Annotated in this window: 12 protein-coding genes; 10 read left to right on the top strand and 2 right to left on the bottom strand. The window is 69.5% G+C overall.

Annotated elements, in window-relative coordinates; genetic code table 11:
* Positions 1–41: 41 nt before the first annotated feature.
* The 10 genes from ABD143_RS09735 to ABD143_RS09690 all read left to right on the top strand — a co-directional run bounded on the left by ABD143_RS09735 (position 42) and on the right by ABD143_RS09690 (position 11,690).
* Positions 42–1,292 (top strand): MFS transporter, encoded by a 1,251-nt coding sequence (locus ABD143_RS09735; protein WP_343974526.1) that lies wholly within the window; start codon positions 42–44, stop codon positions 1,290–1,292.
* Positions 1,289–1,996 (top strand): fumarylacetoacetate hydrolase family protein, encoded by a 708-nt coding sequence (locus ABD143_RS09730; RefSeq protein ID WP_343974523.1) that lies wholly within the window; start codon positions 1,289–1,291, stop codon positions 1,994–1,996. The genes ABD143_RS09735 and ABD143_RS09730 overlap by 4 nt, the downstream gene beginning before the upstream one ends.
* A complete protein-coding gene (locus ABD143_RS09725) occupies positions 1,983–2,891 on the top strand; it encodes a polysaccharide deacetylase family protein (RefSeq protein WP_343974520.1) in 909 nt (302 codons plus the stop codon). Before ABD143_RS09730 ends, ABD143_RS09725 begins: the two co-directional genes overlap by 14 nt.
* Before the next feature lie 410 nt (positions 2,892–3,301).
* The gene (locus ABD143_RS09720) at positions 3,302–4,594 is read left to right on the top strand and encodes an MFS transporter (protein ID WP_343974517.1); all 1,293 of its coding nucleotides are present in this window, start codon (positions 3,302–3,304) and stop codon (positions 4,592–4,594) included.
* A gap of 27 nt (positions 4,595–4,621) precedes the next feature.
* Entirely contained in the window at positions 4,622–5,632 is a 1,011-nt protein-coding gene (locus ABD143_RS09715; RefSeq protein WP_343974514.1) for an amidohydrolase family protein, read from the top strand.
* Between the two features lie 161 nt (positions 5,633–5,793).
* Positions 5,794–6,489, top strand: a complete 696-nt coding sequence (locus ABD143_RS09710; RefSeq protein WP_343974511.1) for a GntR family transcriptional regulator — start codon at positions 5,794–5,796, stop codon at positions 6,487–6,489.
* A 119-nt stretch (positions 6,490–6,608) separates the two neighbouring features.
* Positions 6,609–8,834 (top strand): xanthine dehydrogenase family protein molybdopterin-binding subunit, encoded by a 2,226-nt coding sequence (locus ABD143_RS09705; protein WP_343974508.1) that lies wholly within the window; start codon positions 6,609–6,611, stop codon positions 8,832–8,834.
* Positions 8,831–9,748, top strand: coding sequence for an FAD binding domain-containing protein (locus ABD143_RS09700; protein WP_343974505.1), 918 nt, complete (start codon positions 8,831–8,833; stop codon positions 9,746–9,748). The genes ABD143_RS09705 and ABD143_RS09700 overlap by 4 nt, the downstream gene beginning before the upstream one ends.
* Positions 9,745–10,254, top strand: coding sequence for a (2Fe-2S)-binding protein (locus tag ABD143_RS09695; RefSeq protein WP_343974502.1), 510 nt, complete (start codon positions 9,745–9,747; stop codon positions 10,252–10,254). The genes ABD143_RS09700 and ABD143_RS09695 overlap by 4 nt, the downstream gene beginning before the upstream one ends.
* A 221-nt stretch (positions 10,255–10,475) precedes the next feature.
* Positions 10,476–11,690, top strand: coding sequence for a M24 family metallopeptidase (locus ABD143_RS09690; protein ID WP_343974499.1), 1,215 nt, complete (start codon positions 10,476–10,478; stop codon positions 11,688–11,690).
* A 239-nt stretch (positions 11,691–11,929) separates the two neighbouring features.
* On the opposite strand, the gene ABD143_RS09685 is transcribed toward ABD143_RS09690, so the two are convergent.
* Both ABD143_RS09685 and ABD143_RS09680 read right to left on the bottom strand, forming a co-directional pair.
* Positions 11,930–14,185 carry a helicase-associated domain-containing protein gene (locus ABD143_RS09685; RefSeq protein ID WP_343974496.1) on the bottom strand — a complete coding sequence of 752 codons (2,256 nt, stop codon included), beginning with the start codon at positions 14,183–14,185 and terminating at the stop codon, positions 11,930–11,932.
* A gap of 48 nt (positions 14,186–14,233) precedes the next feature.
* Positions 14,234–16,183 (bottom strand): 7-cyano-7-deazaguanine synthase, encoded by a 1,950-nt coding sequence (locus ABD143_RS09680; protein ID WP_343974494.1) that lies wholly within the window; start codon positions 16,181–16,183, stop codon positions 14,234–14,236.
* Between the last annotated feature and the right edge of the window lie 413 nt (positions 16,184–16,596).

Raw genomic sequence — 16,596 nt, 5'->3', positions numbered from 1 at the left:
GCAATCGTTCCTATTGCGACGACGACTTAGGCGGTAAATAGATGACCACCAGCGCTGCGCCGACGGGTTCGGCAACGGGGCGCGTCGCGAACGGGCCCGCCATCGCGATGTTCGGGCTGCTCCTGCTGGCCTACTCGGTGAACGCGATGGACCGCATGGTCTTCCCGGTCATGCTTCCCGAGGTCAGTGCCGAGTACGGGTTCAGCCTCGACCAGTCCGGGCTCCAGTCCACGATATTCGCGCTCGGCATGGGGATCACCGGAATCCCGGCGGGGATCGCGCTGGCCAGGTTCGGCCGAAAGGCCCTGATCGTCGTCGGTACAGCGGCTTTCTCGGTGGCCACGATCATGACGATCGCGAGCGCGGGCTTCGCCGACATGCTGGCATGGCGGGTGCTCTCCGGCGTCGGGGAGGCCCTGCAGCTGGCGGCGATCATCACCGTGGCGGCCGCGGCATTCCCGCGGCATCGCGGGCTCGCCATCGGCGCGGTGAACATGGCGTTCGCCACCGGCTCGGTCGTCGGGCCCTTGGTGGCGGCGGCCCTGCTGGTAGACCACGGCACCTGGCGCTCGCCAATGATCGTCTTCGGGGCCGCCGGACTGGTCGTGACCATCGCCGTCATGCTCTGCGTGTCGCGCCGGTTCACCGAGGTGACGGCGGCGCCGATGCAGGCGCACCACATCGGCGGGGCCCGGTCGGTGTTGCGCTGGAATCCGATGCTCCTGGGCGTGATCACCGTGCTGTTCGGGCTGGTCGACTTCGCCTACATCGGTCTGTACGCGACCTATCTGCGTGAGCAACTCGGTTTCACGCCCGGGCAGGCAGCGCTCGCGGTGAGCTTGTCAGGTCTGGCCGCGTTCGCCTCCCCGCTTGGCGGGCTGCTCGCCGACCGGCTCGATCCCCGCATCTGCCTGGGTCTACTGAACCTGTTGACGGCCGCAGCTGCAGCCGCTCTGTTCCTCGGGCCGCCGTCGCCGGGATGGCAGGCGGCGTTCTCCTTCCTGTTCGGGCTCTTCGCCAGCAGCGGTGTGTACGTCGCCTTGGCCGGCCTGCTCGTGAAGTCGGTGCATCTCGACATCGTGGGGCACGCGTCGGGCGTGTTCATCACTTGCATCTACGTCGCCGCGGGACTCTCGGGCTACCTGTTCAGCCGCATCGTGAACGGCGTCGGCTGGGCCGGCGCCGGGCTGGTGCAGATCGTTGGCTTCTCGGCGGTAGGAGCGCTGCTGGCCGTGTTCCTGCGCCCGGCTCTGTTCAGCACCACCGCGCACACCGGATCGGAGATCTCATGACTCTGCTGTTCACCCCACCGACCGTCTTCGTGCCGGTCGCCGGCTCCGACCAGCGGTTCCCGGTGCGACGGATCTACTGCGTGGGCCGCAACTACGTCGACCACGTCCGGGAGATGAAGGAGGGCGACGAGCGCGACGACCCCTTCTTCTTCCAGAAACCGACCGACAGTGTCGTCGGGGACGGAGCTCGCGTGCCTTACCCACCTCGGACCGGCGACTTCCAGTTCGAGGGCGAGCTCGTGGTCGCGATCGGCGCCGACGGGGCGGACGTCCCGGTGAGCCGCGCGCTCGACCTGGTCCTCGGCTATGCAGCCGGCATTGACCTGACCCGGCGCGACCGGCAGCGCGACTGCCGCGAACGGCAGATCTCCTGGGAGGCGGGCAAGGCCTTCGACGCCTCCGCACCTTGCGGACCGATCACTACTCGGGAGGAAGCCGGCGACATCGCCGGAGCGGCTCTGCAGGTGACAGTCAACAGCGAAGTCCGTCAGCACACCCGGACTGCACTGATGATCTGGGACATCGCGGAGATCATCGCCCATCTGTCCGGCGACTACCGCCTCATGCCAGGAGACCTGATCTACACCGGCACGCCCGCCGGGGTCGGCGCGGTCGTTCCCGGCGACGAGATCCGGGTCGAGATCGACGGCCTGGAGCCGCTGTCCGTCATCATCACCGAAAGCGGGAACCATGAAACCCACTGAGCGCATCGACTACGAGCCGATCCAGGGCCGCCCGGCGCTGCACCTCCCGGGAGGAGCCCGCGTCGCCGTCTGGCTGATCGTCAACGTCGAGGAATGGTCCGACAGCGAGCCCATGCCCCGCACCGTCCTGACCCCTCCTGCCGGCGGCGTGCCCTCCCCGGACGTGCCCAACTGGGCCTGGCACGAGTACGGCAACCGCGTCGGGTTCTGGCGAATGCTCCGGGTCATCGACCAGCATGCGATACCGGCGGCCATCGCCGTCAACGGGTCAGCAATCGGCGCCTACCCACAGATCACCGAGGCAGCGATCGCCCGGCAGTGGGAATTCATCGGACACGGCTACACCCAGAAGAACATGCAGAAGGTGCCCGACGAACGGCTCGACATCCAGAAGACACGCGACGCGATCACCGCGGCGACCGGCCGGCAGCCGCGCGGATGGCTCGGCCCCGGCCTCACCGAGACATGGGAAACCCCCGACCTACTCGTCGAGGAGGGTTACGAATACGTATGCGACTGGGTGCTCGATGACCAGCCGACCGAGCTGCGCACCCGCGGCAATCGGATCGTCAACGTGCCGTACACCCAGGAGTGCAACGACGTCGCGATGATGCTCATCCAGCACCACACCGCCGACGAATACCGACGCCGCGCCATCGACCAGTTCGACCAGATCCTCGCCGACGCACGAGCAGACGACTCCGCGCGCGTGATGGCGCTGGTCGTGCACCCGTACATCATGGGAGCGCCGCATCGGCTGAAGTACCTGGACCTGGCACTCGAGCACATCCGGGGACACGACGAGGCGACGTTCTGCACCGGCGAGCAGATCCTGGACTGGTACCGGACGGCCGAGTTGACCGCTGATGGGCGGGTCGTGGAAGACGCGAGCTGACGCTTGGTGCGCTCCGGATTTGTCCGGCGCGGCTGCCTGGACCAGTAGATCGTGTGGGTGCCGAAACTTGGCTCACGTCATGCGGCCTGCCGATATTCGTGGAGGAGGCCGCCGAGCCGGTCGTGGCATCGGCCCTCCATCAGTCCATGATGGACACGGTGAAAACTAATCGTAACAACTCCGCTGTTCCTCGCGCGAGTTGCCGTAGCAGAGCTCGAAACCCGTGCCGACGACTCCGGGCGGCACCACGCAGCTAGGCCGCGGTTGTATATTTGGCATACCTGGTATACCGTCCTGCGGAAGATCGATTGTGTCGGCCGAGGTCGTGCACCGCCTTACCTGTGAATGTCGTGAGGACCTGGTCAATCGACAGAACTTCGTCTTTCACCCGACATTGCTGAGGAGCAGACATGAGCCAGGTCTCGTCGGAGGCGGTTCGGACCTCAGGGGGCCCGCCTCGATCCTGGCGCGTCACCGCTATCGCGATCGTGGTCCTCGTGGTTCTCGCCGCGTCATACGCGATCAACGCCGCCGACCGGCAGGTCTTCCCGGTCCTGCTCAGCTCGATCAACAAGCACTATGGCTTCCCGCTCGCAGCGGGCGGCTTCCTGTCGACGATCTTCACGCTCGGCATCGGGATCGGCGGCATTCCCGCCGGCCGGCTTCTCGACCGCCTGTCCCGCAAGACTGTGATGCTGATCGGAATCGCGATCTACTCCGCCTTCACGATCCTCACCCCGCTCGCTTTCGGCTTCGCGGATATGGCGGCCTACCGGACGCTGTCCGGGGTCGGCGAGTCGCTGCAGAACGCCGCACTGTTCTCCGCTGTCGGCGCCTACTTCTACGCGCGCAGATCACTCGCGCTCGGGATACTCAACGTCTCCTATGGGATCGGTAGCGCCCTCGGACCACTCATCGGGGCGCGACTTTTCACCGCAAGCGGGAGTTGGGCCCTACCGCTCTACGTCTTCGGGATAGCCGGCTTCCTCTTCGTCCTCATCATTCTGCTGACGGTCAACAAGGCTTACACGGAGGCCAAGGACACCGGGCGCGAGCAACCAGGCGCCGGAGACGACAGCTCACCACTGCCTGGGACGCTACTCAACCGAACCACCGTCTTCCTGTGTCTGGCGTGTGCAGCCGGCGGCCTCTCGCTCTATAGCTACCTCGGGTTGTATCCGACGTTCCTGCAAAGTCATCTCGGCCTGAGCGTGAACGACTCCGGCCTGGCCGCGTCCATGTTCGGGATCGGCTCGCTGGTAGCGAGTATCCCGTCTGGCTACCTGGGTGACCGCTTCGGAAACCGCATCATTGTTCAGGTCTCCTTTCTCTGCGCCATCGTTGTCGCAGCGCTGATGTTTATGGTCGCCACCAGCACAGCCGAACAAACGGTACTGTCATTCCTCGAGGGCGCGTTCGGTAGCGGATTTGTCTACGTCAACCTCTACGCAGCATTGCAGCGTTCGATTCATCCATCGCTGGTCGGGCGCGCGTCCGGCGCCTTCGTGACGTTCTTCTACTTACCCTCCGCGGTCGCGGGCTATCTCTTCGCTCAACTCGTCAGTGCCACCGGGTGGGCTGGCGCCGCAGTCGTGCAGCTCATGTGCTTTCCGCTGGTCGGCGCGATCCTGATGATATTCGTCCGGATCCCGGAGCGGACGGTTGGGACGCCCAGGGCGACTCGAACCGCGACCACGAGTTGACCGGACAATGCCGCAGAAAGGCAGAGCGTGGAAACGACAGAGTTCCGAGATCTACATGCGCACTATCTGGCGCCCTCCACCATCGATCGTATCCGGGCAGGCGAGTTCGCGCCGGCGGTGACCCTGTCCGACGAGGACGGCCGAGCGCGGTTCACCTTCCCGACCGGGGCTACGCGCACCATGCTTCCCGCAATGGCCGACCTCGACGCGCGACTTCGGCATCTTGATCAGTGCGGGATCGACATCCAGGTGCTGTCCACCTGGATCGACATGTTCGGCTACGACCTGCCGGAAGAACTCGCAGTCAGCTATCACAAAAGTATCAACGAGGGTCTCGCGGAGGCGGTGTCGTCCCATCCCGACCGTTTCCGGTTCTTCGCAAGCGTGCCTCTTCCCTGGGGGGATGCCGCGGCAACCGTCCTCGAAGACGCCATGACGAGGCTGGGCGCGGTGGGCAGCATGATCGGCACGAACGTGCACGGCCGGTATCTTGACGACGAGCGGCTGGCGCCGTTCTGGCGGGCCAGCGAACGGTTGCACGCGCCTGTCGAGTTGCATCCGGTCAATGTTGCAGGCGCGGATCGGCTGCGCGGCGACGAGCTCTCGAACTTCCTCGGCAACCCGTTCGATACCACGATCGCCGCGAGCTCGCTCATCTTCGGCGGCGTACTCGACCGCCATCCCGGACTTCGTTTCGTGCTGGTTCACGGCGGCGGATACCTGCCCTATGCCGTCGGACGCCTGTCGCACGGCAGGGCGGCGCGCGGGGTTGCGCCAGAACTGCTCCGCCGGCCCGAGGACTACCTCGACAGGTTCTTCTACGACACCGTCGTGTACAGCCCGGCGGTGCTCAGCGCGCTCGCGTCGATCGTCGGCGTGGAACGACTCGTGCTCGGCACCGACTACCCGTTCGACATGGAGCCGCCCGCCGTCCGCTCGATGGTCGCCGACACGCTTGGTGAGCCCGCGTTGGCGCGGATTGCTCGGACCGCCCGGGGCGTCAGCTGTCGACACGACGAGACGGAGGCGGGTGGGTGAACTCGGACAGCGGCGGCGCGGTCGTCCTGGCCCGAGATCGGATCCTTCCCATTGCACCACGTCAGGGTGACCCCGAGCGGCGGGCTCGAAAACGGATGCGCATACCGCTGTACCATAAGCACTGCTCTCGATATCGTCGGAGCCGTCGATATACTCCGGCCATGAGTCCGAGATCAGTGACAGGCCAGGCGGTCGAGAGTCAGGCGGATGTCGCTTACCGGGCGATCTACGACCTGGTCCTCCGGAGCCGCGCGAACGCGAATGCCGTGTGGTTTGAGCGCCAACTCAGCGACCAACTGGGAATGGGCAGAACGCCGGTGCGCGAGGCACTCAAGCGGCTGCAGAACGAGGGCCTGTTGGTGCCGGTCTCCGCGCACGGTGGCCTCGCGGCCGCCACGATCTCCACTGCTGAGGTCGGTAACGTCTATCGGGTGCGCGCTGTGTTGGAGGCGCTCGCCGCAGAGCTGGCCGCCACCCGTTCCGCTGCCGGCGAGCTGTCTCGTGCCCAGCTGAGCGAACTTCGTCGACGTGCCGAGGCGATCAAGGAGTGCGCCGCAAACCGGGACCTGGCAGGGGTCTCCGAGGTGAATCACCAGTTCCACGAGTACGTCAACGTCCTGGCCGCAAACCCGTTCCTGCAGGATGCGCTGGATCGGCTGTGGAGCCGCATCGCCATCTCCGCCATGAGGAACATCATCGACGATGACGCTTGGGTGACAGAGATGCATGTGCATCATGATGATCTCGTGCGGCTGATTACGGAGGGTGACGCAATCGGCGCGTCGGCGATCGCGCGGCGGCACACCGAACGAGCTCGCGAAATCTATGCAGCCCACCACGGCGAGGCGACGAGGTGAGTGGCTTCCCGCCCACTCGGGCCCCAGTCCAGCCTCCGGTGTCGCCGCCACCCACGATCACTCATGTTCCCCAGGGAGCGCAGTCGTGGCTCCTCGGGAGACGGGAGGACGCCCGGCTGGTGACCGGGGCGGGCCGTTACGTCGGTGACCTCAAGGTCGCCGGCTGTCTCGACGCCGCATTCGTGCGCAGCAGGGTCGCCCACGGGCGGCTGCTCGCCGTCGACACGGGCGCGGCGGCGGAGATCGACGGCGTCGTCGGGGTGTGGAGCGCGGCGGACATGGGCGACGAGCTGCCCGTCGTGCCCTCGTCCACTCCCGGTTCGGCGGACGAGGAACGACAGCGCCCGGCGCTGGCGGTGGACCGGGTCCGGTACGTCGGGGAGCCGGTCGCCGTCATCGTCGGCATCGATCGCTATGTCGCCGAGGACGGCGCCGACGCCGTGCGGGTGGACATCGACCCGTTGCCGGTGCTGGTGGACCCTGGGCAGGCCGCCGCGTCCTCCACGTGGCTCTTCGACGGGGTGGACAACGTCGCCGATGAGATGGAGTTCGGCGAGCCCATCGACCACGAGGTGTGGCAGCGGGCCGCCGTCGTGGTGGAGGGCGCCTACCGGCAGCCGAGGCTCGCACCCACCCCGATGGAACCGCGGGCGATCCTCGCCGTTCCCGAGCTGGACGGGCGGGTGACCGTCTGGGTGTCACACCAGGCGCCCCACCGGCTGCAGAAGGACCTGGCCACGGCGCTTCAGCTGGACGTAGAGCGGATCCGGGTGCGGGTGCCGGACAGCGGGGGCGCCTTCGGCTCGAAGAGCGGCACGTTCCCCGAGTACCTGTCGGTCGTCCGGCTGGCGCTGCGGCTCGGCCGCCCGGTGCGCTGGATCGAGGACCGCGCCGAGACTCTGTCGGGTGCCACTCACGGTCGCGGCCAGAACCAGCGGGTGCGCATCGCCGCCGACGAGGACGGCCGGATGCTGGCGCTGGCGCTGGAGGTCGACGCCGACGTCGGCGGTTATCCGATCGCCGGGTTCGTCGCGGCCGAGACAGGGCTCGCCGCCGCCGGTCCGTATCTGACCCCGAAGGTGCACGCCCGTGTCCGCACGGTCGTCACCAACACGACGCCCACCGCTCCATACCGCGGCGCTGGACGCCCCGAGCAGGTCTACGCCGTCGAGCGAACCGTCGACCTTCTCGCCCGGCGCCTCGGCATGGACCCGGCCGAGCTGCGGCGGCGCAACTTCATCCCGCCGGAGGCGTTCCCGTACGAGGCGCCGACGGGCAGGCGCTACGACAGCGGGCAGTACGCGCTGGCGCTGGACAAGGCGCTGGAGCTGGTCGACTACGGGTACTGGCGCGAAGAGCAGCGCCGGCGCCGCCGGTCGGACACCGTGCGGGCGCTCGGCATCGGGCTGTGCAGCTTCGCCGAGCGCTCCGGGCTCGAGCAGGCGCCCATGGCACACGAGTGGGCTTCCCTCGACGTCACGCCCGACGGGCGGGTCGTCGCGCGCGTCGGCACCTGCTCGACCGGCCAGAGCCACGAGACGGTCTTTCCCGAGCTCGTGGCGCACACCCTCGGCATCCCCGCGCAGTGCGTCTCGCTCATCGAGGGGGACACCGACGAGGTGGTCCAGGGCATCGGGACTTTCGGGAGCCGCTCGATGCAGGCCGGCGGCTCGGCGCTGCACCAAGCCGCGTTGGAGCTGATCGAGGTGGCGAAGCGCCGCGCGGTCCGGATGGGCTGCGCGGAGCCGGACGTCGGCTACGCGGACGGAACCGTCAGCGCCGGGGAGCGCAGCTGGACACTGGGCGATCTGGCGACCGCGTCGCCGGAACCGCTACGGGTCGAGGGCGTCTACGACAACGCGGCCGCCTTCCCCTTCGGGACCTACGTGGCCGTGGTCGAGGTCGACCCCGAGCTGGGCAACGTCCGCGTGCTGCGCCTCGTCGCCATCGACGACTGCGGGGTGGCGGTCGACCCGGAGATCGTGGAGGACCAGACGATCGGGGCCATCGTGCAGGGGATCGGACAGGCGCTCTACGAGGAAATGCCGTACGACAACCAGGGCACGCCACAGGCCGACGGGCTGCTCGGCTATCTGCTGCCGACGATCGGCGAGCTCCCGCCGCTGACCCTCGACACCACCGTCACCCCCAACCCGAACACCGCGCTGGGCGCCAAGGGCGCGGGCGAGGCCGGATGCATCGGCACCCCGCCCGCGATCGTCAACGCCGTCATCGACGCACTGGGACAGTCGGTCGCCGGCACCGACATCGGCGGCGTACAGCTGCCACTGACGCCGGAGACCTGCTGGCGGGCCGCTGCAGGCCAGGAGGTGGGCGCACGATGAAACCGGCACCCTTCGACTACGCGGCACCGGCGGAGCTGACCGACGCCGTCACTGCGCTGGCCGAGCGGCCCGAGACGGCCCGCGTGCTGGCGGGCGGCCAGAGTCTCGTGCTGGACATGCACTACCGCCGGGAACGACCGGCCCTGCTGGTCGACATCAACAACGTGCGCGGCCTGGACGTGATCACGGTGGACGGCCACACGCTACGGATCGGCGCCCTCGCCCGGCACCGCGCCTTCGAGACGCCGACCGTGGCGCCGGCGGCGCTGGGGCGGCTGCTGAGCCGGGTCAGTCCGTACATCGCGCATCCGCCGGTACGCGCGCGGGGAACCATGGCCGGGAGCCTGGCCTGGGCCAACCCCGTCTCGGAGTGGTGCGCGACGGCGGTCGCCCTCGACGCCGGGATCGAGCTGACCGGGCCCCTGGGCAAGCGCCGGGTGCTGGCTGGCGACTTCTTCCTCGGCCCCTTCCGGACGGCGCGGCAGCCGGCCGAAATCCTGACCTCGGTGCGGCTGCCACTGCTGCCCGGGCAGGTCGGCGTCGGATTCTGCGAGCAGCGCCGTACGCACGCCAGCTTCGCCCAGGTCGCGGCCGTCGCGGTGCTGACCCTGCGGGACGGCGTGATCGCCGAGGCGCGGCTGGGGCTGGCGGGGGCGGCGGACCGGCCGGTGCGCGCGCACGACGCGGAGCGCCACCTGCTGGGCAGGGAGGCCGAGCCTGAGGTGTTCGCCCAGGCGGGCGAACTCGCCGCCGCCGGTTCGGATCCGCTCGCCGAGCCGCATGCCGGCGTGGAGTACAGGCGGCACGTAGTGGGCGTGCTCGTACGGCGCGCGCTGGCGCAGGCGCGCGAGGACAGCAACGGCTACTACGGCGACGAGGGTCGCGATCGACACGAGGGCCGGGAGGCACGATGACAGGGCGGACTCCGGTACGGCTCACGGTCAACGAGACCGACTACGACGTGACGGTCGAGCCGCGCCGGTTGCTGGCCGACGTGCTGCGCGAGGACTGCAACCTCACCGGCACCAAGCTCGGCTGCGAGCACGGGGTGTGCGGATCCTGCACCGTGCTGGTGGACGGCGAGGGGGTGCGCTCGTGCCTGATGTTCGCGGTGCAGTGTGCGGGCCGCGACATCCGTACGGTCGAGGGGCTGGCGGCGGACGGCCGGCTGCACGCCTTCCAGCAGGCGATCTCCACCGAGCACGGCCTGCAGTGTGGCTTCTGCACCGCCGGGTTCGTGATGCTGGTGGTCGGTGCCCTGGAGGACGACCCGAGCATCGCCGAGGATCCCGAGCGTCTGGACGGGCTGCTGAGCTCGAACCTGTGCCGCTGCACGGGCTATGAGGGCATCCGTCGCGCCGTGCTGCGTGCGTACGGCAGGAACGGCAGGCACGAGAAGGACGGCGCCGAAGGGCACTAGGGCGTGTCCGGCGGATCTTCGTCCGCGATAGCCGCGCCCAGGCGGCCCCTGTCGACACCGCCGGATCGCCCGGATACGCCCGGTATGAGGGCGATCCGGCGGCGCCGCCAGGAACCACCTGCATCACGGCTCTCATCGAACAAGATCCACCGGACACGCCCTAAACGCACCCCCCGCCTCCGTCCCGCTCGCCCCCGACGCCTTTCCCCGAGGAGACCACAATGCCCCGGATCGACAAGCTCCCGACCCCCTCCCAGGACAGCCTGTCGTCGGTCAACGGCTTTCCGCGCTACTCGGAGGCAGAGATGCAGCGCCGCTACGACGCGCTGCGGCGGGTGATGGACGACGTCGGCACCGATGTCGCCGTGGTCTGCGGCGGCACCAGCGGTCTGGAGACATCGGTGCTGTACTTCACCAACTGGGCGCCGTCGGTGGAGAGCTATCTCGTGGTGCCCCGGCAGGGCGACCCCGTGCTGCTCGCGCGGTTGTGGAACCACCTCCCCGACGCCCGGCTCATCTCGGTTGTCGAGGACGTCCGCTACGGCGGAGACACCCCGGTGGAGCAGGCGGAGAACGTCGCCGATCTGCTCGCGAGCATGGGGTTCGACGGCCGCGGCATCGGCTGGATCGGCCCGCTCCGCGCCGCCGACATGACCACCTTGCAGCGGCGGCTGGCCAGCGCGACCTTCACCGATCTCAATGCGGCCTACCAGGACCTCCGCCTGGTCAAGAGTGAGGAGGAGATGGTCTACACGCGCATCGCCGCCGGTTTCAACGACGCGGCGGTCGCGGCCATGGAAGCGGGCATCCGCCCGGGTATGCGGGAGTACGAGATCGCCAAGCTCATCGAGGACGTCTACCTCGACCAGCGAGGCGTCAACCTCATCCACTTCACCATGTCGACGCCGATGTCCGACCCGCGCGTCTGCGTGCCGCACCAGCAGCACCCGGACCGCGTGGTGCAGGAGGGCGACGTGGTGGTGACGGAGATCAGCACCACGTTCTGGGGGTACGCCGGGCAGATCCTGCGCTCGTTCACCGTCGGTGCCGAGCCGACCCCGCTGTACCGGGACCTGCATGCGGTCGCCGTGCAGGCCTACGACGACATCACCGGGCTGTTGCGCGCGGGCGTCACCGTCGGGGAGCTGCTGGAGGCGGCGGAGGTCATCGACAAGGCCGGATACAGCATCTGGGACGACCTGGTGCACGGCTTTGGCGGCGCCTACCTCCCCCCGATCCTGCGGACGCGGCAGACCCGCGGTGCGACCCACCCGGACGACTACGCCTACCCGACCGGAACGGTGCTCGTCGTGCAGCCGAACGTCATCACCCCCGACGCTCGGGCCGGCGTCCAGGTCGGCAACGCACTGCGGATCACCGACGACGGCGCCGAGGTACTCCAGGAGCACCCGATGGGGTTCCTGCGGTGTGCATGAGCGGGACGATGCCGTGCGGCTTTCGGCGCCGTGCCGGCGCCCCGGCCGTTCCTGCGCTCGGTGGAGACCGATGACCGTATCCGGCGCACCGTAGGCGGCGAGGACTATGGCAACCTGCTCGGCGATCCTGGCCAGCAGTGTGGCGGCGGGCGCCAACGGCATCAGAACGGGCAGCAGCGTGACTGCTGGGTGAACCTCGGCCCGAACTGTCCGCAGGCGGCAGAGCAGACGGAACGAGATCAGCCGACCGGCCCGACCGACTCGATCCCCGCCACCGCGAACTCCCGCTCCGCCGACCGCAGATGGCACCACGAGCTCAGCCACCGCCCGTACAGCTCCCGCGGACGGATGTCACGCACCGTGCGGTTGCCCTGCTTGTTGCGGTAGCTGATGCGCACGTCCAAGCCGCGTTCGAGGGCGTCGGCCAGCAGCGCTACCTCGGCGATGTCGAGCTGGGATGCCAGGTGCGCGAGTTCTGCCTGCGTCCCGGACCTGGGCGTCGAGCCGGTTCCGGCGGCGAGCAGCCGAGCGGCGAGATCGGCGGCGTCCACCTTGGCCCGAGCTCGCAGGATCGGAGCCGACGGGGTCGGTTCGCGCTCCCGCTCCGCGACGATCACGACGCCGTCGGCGCCCTCTGGCATCGGGGCGAACCCGGCCGCGCGCAGCTTGAGCAGCACATCGCTGGCCGCGAGCGGGCTGGCCAGCACGGTCGGGGCGAGCCGGCGGAGCTGCAGAGTGCGCACGGAGCGGGTGTGCATGATCTCGCTGACCTCGGCTTCCGGCCCCGTGATGCACGACCTGACCTCGCGCACCCGCACGCTGCCGTGCCGTCGGGCGACGTCGCCGATCAGGTAGTCCAGCGGTTGCGGCAACGGGCGACCGGACACGGCAACGAGCTCGCCACGTAGCTCATCAGCACTCCAGCCGGCATCGAACGCGCCGCGGATGGTCGTCGGTGTGAACCGCCAGATGGTCGCCGCACCCCGGCTCTCCGGGGCGGCCGCGACAGCGAGCAGCCGGCTCGCCACCGCGCTGAGCTGTCCGGACGCCACGGCGGTGAGATCGGACTGCAGCACCAGCAGCCCACGGGTCGCCGGCAACATCTCGGCGACGCGACGCGCCAGATCCTGCTCGGCGACCGAACCGTCGGCGACCGCGACGAGGTGCTCCCCGAGCGCGGTGAGCCGATCGCCGGCCACCACCCCCAGCTGGGTCGCCTCGTGCACCGCCGCCGCCACCTTGCGGGTCCGGCCCGCGGCGTCGTACGCGTGCAGGGGGCAGAACCAATCGATCTGCTCGCCCGCTGCCGCGATCGAGTGTCCGTCCGCGGCGGCGCGCAGAAGCGCCCGCCGGAGGAGCCCGCCGGAGGACTCGAGGGGCAGCGGGGGCGGCACCTCATCGTCGTCGATCTCCCTGCTGGTCGGCGCGAGCTCCAGTCCGAACCAGGTGAGGGCGATCCGAGCCCAGCGGACACCGGGGCCCGCTTCCCGCCACTCGTCGAACCCGCTCGTCGCCGCGTAGCCCTCCGGCGTGAGAGCGAGCAGCCCGGCCGCGAATGCGATGTCGATCCAGAGGGCTGGCTCGGGGATCCCGAGTCGGCTGATCCGCGTGCGCTCCCGCGTGCCGACTCCGCCGTTCTTCAACGCGGCGAGCGGGCGGTTCCTGGCCTCGTCGAGCACGGTGGTGAGGGCGCGCAGCGCTTCCTCGGCGCCGTCCCGGCCGTCAGCAGGGCCATCCGCCGCGGCCGGCAACTGCGGCGCCCCGGTCAGGCCGTCACCCTCGCCGAGCAGGAGCATCACGGCGACCTCGCGTGGCAGCTCGGTCTGGTGGTACGGCCCGTCGACGAGCAGCCCGGCGCGGGTCAGCTCCACGACGGGGCTGCGGTTGTCGGGCCCGATACCGAAGACGATGTAGGTACCCCGGCACATCTGGTCGAGGTGGCGCCGAGCCCGCGCCGAGAGGCCTGCGACCGCCCTGACGATCACAGCAGGCTCGCAGGTCAGTTCCCCCAGTCGCGCGCCGAGCTCGGGCTTGCGCAGCCCGTTCGGATCGCCGCCGAGGCCCGCCACCGCGGCTCGCAGGTTCTCGACGTTGGCCTGCCGCGCGATGGCGGCGAGCGGGCGGAACCGCGCGACGCTGTCCGTGAAGTGCTCCGCCAGCCGGGGAGGAAGCCCGACGCGCCCGTCCACGTGCCAGGCGAGCCCATATCCGCACAGCCCGTCGATCACGCATTGGACCTCGGGCTCCGGCGCCCTGAGCCGGGCCGCGAGCGTGGCCGTCGTCGGCTCGTCCAGCAGCGCAACGGCTCGCGCGGTGGTCATCTCGTCCCGATTCAGGACGGCCAGCGCACGCGTCAACGACTCGACGCCGTTCAACCGCATCGCCAGTTCGGCGACGGTGCGCGGGGCAGGTTCGACCAGAACGTCGGGCCGGCGCTGCAGCAGCACCACCAGCCGGTCGGAGTCGAGGGTCGCAAGGTAGGTGGCGAGCGACACGCCGACGATCGCACCATGCGTCCGGTCAGGGGCGACGGCCGACCCCTGTCACCGTCCGCGACCACCCGTAAACACCGTCGCCGAAAGTCGCGCCACCGTCAGCTCCGCACGGCCGCGCTCAAGCACGGGCAACACCGACCGCGGTGTCGTACCCGGCGGCCACGGCATGTCGGCGACCAGGTCACGCTCCCCGAACTCCCGATCCAGCCACGACTGCACCGCGCGTAGGTCCCGCGCCTTGTCCCCCTCAACCTTGTCCTGCTCGTAGTCACTGCGGTCGTCGCCGACCGCGCGCAGGAGGCCGGACCGGCGAACGAGGCAAGGAAAGCAGCAGCCACAGTTGCGGTTCCCCAGGTGGGTGTGGCGCCCGCAGCTGACCGTGGCGAACAGGTCGGCCTCGGTCAGGCCGCTCTCCAGCCCTCGGGCGCACACCTCGCCCTTCGTCAGGTGCAGAAGCGGGTTGACCAGCTCGACGTCTCCGCCGACGGCCGTGATCAACTGGTTGAACTGGTACATCGTCCACGGGTGGACCGATCGGGTCGACAGAGCCCCCAGCCGGGCGGGGGTCAGCGGCGGGTTCACGGCGAGCTGCCCGTTCTCGGGGACGTCGACTCGACGGACACCGTGCGCGGCGGCGGCATGAACGGCGGCCGCCATGTAGAGGAAGCCGCGAGATCGACTGGAGCGCTCCAGCCGCTTCCCATCAGGGCCCCTCCTCGGCCGCTGATCCAGGTGGCGAGCGATGACATCCCCGCCGATCTTCCTGACCGCTTTCACCACTCGTTCCTGCGGCTCCTGCACCCGATCGACGAAGCTCACGAAGAGCAGGGATCCCCCGTGGTCCGCGCGAGCGAGGCTGGCGGCGTGGCAGGCCGAATCGAGGCCGCCCGAGAGAAGGGCGACGGCCGAGACCGTCCGCGGCGGCTCCAGCTCGAGCTCCGCTTGCTCCGGCGCAGCGCCGCCATGGACGCTCACCTGCCACTGGTCGCCGGTCAACGTGCCCAGCAGCGCGTCGACGCGGCGGCGCACCGCCTCGTTCCACAGGGCGGGTGCCCGCAGCTGGACGAGGAGTTCGATCCGCCGGGTCCACCGGTCCGGCGCGGACTCGCGCCGGAAGCGCTTGTCGACGAGGAACGCGGCTCGGGCGATCTCGAGGAGATCGCGGGCCCAGTCCGGCGCAGCGCGGCCACTCATCGTTGCCGCGGACGTGACGCGCCCAGATTGGTCGAGGAAGTCCTCCTCGCTCAGGTGCTCCCACCCCATCCTGGAGAGCTGCCGCCTGGAGAACGCGAACCGTCGAAGCGGAGCCGAGCGTGCCGTCATTCCCGCTCCCCCAGCCCCAGGACGGCGTTGACCGCCACCGGAACCTGTTCGATCGCCACCTCGAGAACGCTGCGGCCGGGAACGACCGCTGCGCACGGATCGGGCACGAGAGCGACGAGCCGACCCGCCACCCCAGTCCGCGATCTGCCCGGACGGGTCGACCAGCGCCAGTGCCGGAACGGCAGCGGTGATCTCCTCGGCGATCACCGCGCGAAGGAACTCGGCGACGAAATCTGCGAAGAACCCCCGGTAGACGAGGCAGAACAGCGTGTCTCCGGTGCCCGCGAACAGGCGCTCACCCGCGCGTACGGCCGCTCGCCTCCCGACCGCGTCGATGACGTTCGTCCCCTCGCCCGCGACGCGGTTCGTGAACTCCCCGAGGACCGTCAGGTCGGCGTACGTGCTGCCCCGGTCGCGGAGGCCCGCAAAGGCGAGGACGAGCTCACGGCCCATGACCGTCATCCGGCTGCGCAGCTCGTACGCGTCCGGATCATCCCGCAGGTCCTGCCACAACTTGTCGAGGAAGCGGCCGCTCCAGCGTGCCGCCCACTCCCGGTCCAGCACATCGAGGTCGCCATCTCGCGGGAACGGAATCTGTTCCGGTCGCGTCGCGCGTTTCGACGCCCCCAGCGGGTCGCCCCACCTCGGACCGCGCCACCCCGTCGACGTGCCCACCGGCCCACCCCCGACCCCTCACGCTACGAACGCTCTGCGAGAGAGCGAACGCAAAGCGTCATGATCTACCCGTTCGGCGCAGCGCGACCAAGGCGCCCGGCTGGGAGGGCTGCGTTCCGCGGAACACGCGGAAGATCAGGATCTGAGGCCACGGGTCATACGAGCGGCGGAGAACGGTCAGGGACCGAGGCCGCGAAGTCGAGCCAGATCAGCGGCAGATGCGGCAACGAGGTGCAGCCGGCACGGCCATTTCGGCCGGCCCTGACCCCCGCCCAGCGAGCACAGCGGGCAACGTCCGTCGGTACTCGGCACGTGCTCGCGCAACAGCCGCTGCCAGACGCGCGGATCTCCCTCGGCGAGGACACGGGCAGGACCGTCGAAGTCCGTCACGAGATCAAGCACAGAGGCTGCGA

Source organism: Pseudonocardia aurantiaca (assembly GCF_039526725.1).
Classification (GTDB): Bacteria; Actinomycetota; Actinomycetes; order Mycobacteriales; family Pseudonocardiaceae; genus Pseudonocardia; species Pseudonocardia aurantiaca.
Note: the sequence above shows the minus strand (reverse complement) of the source record. Positions and strands in the feature narration are given on the sequence as shown.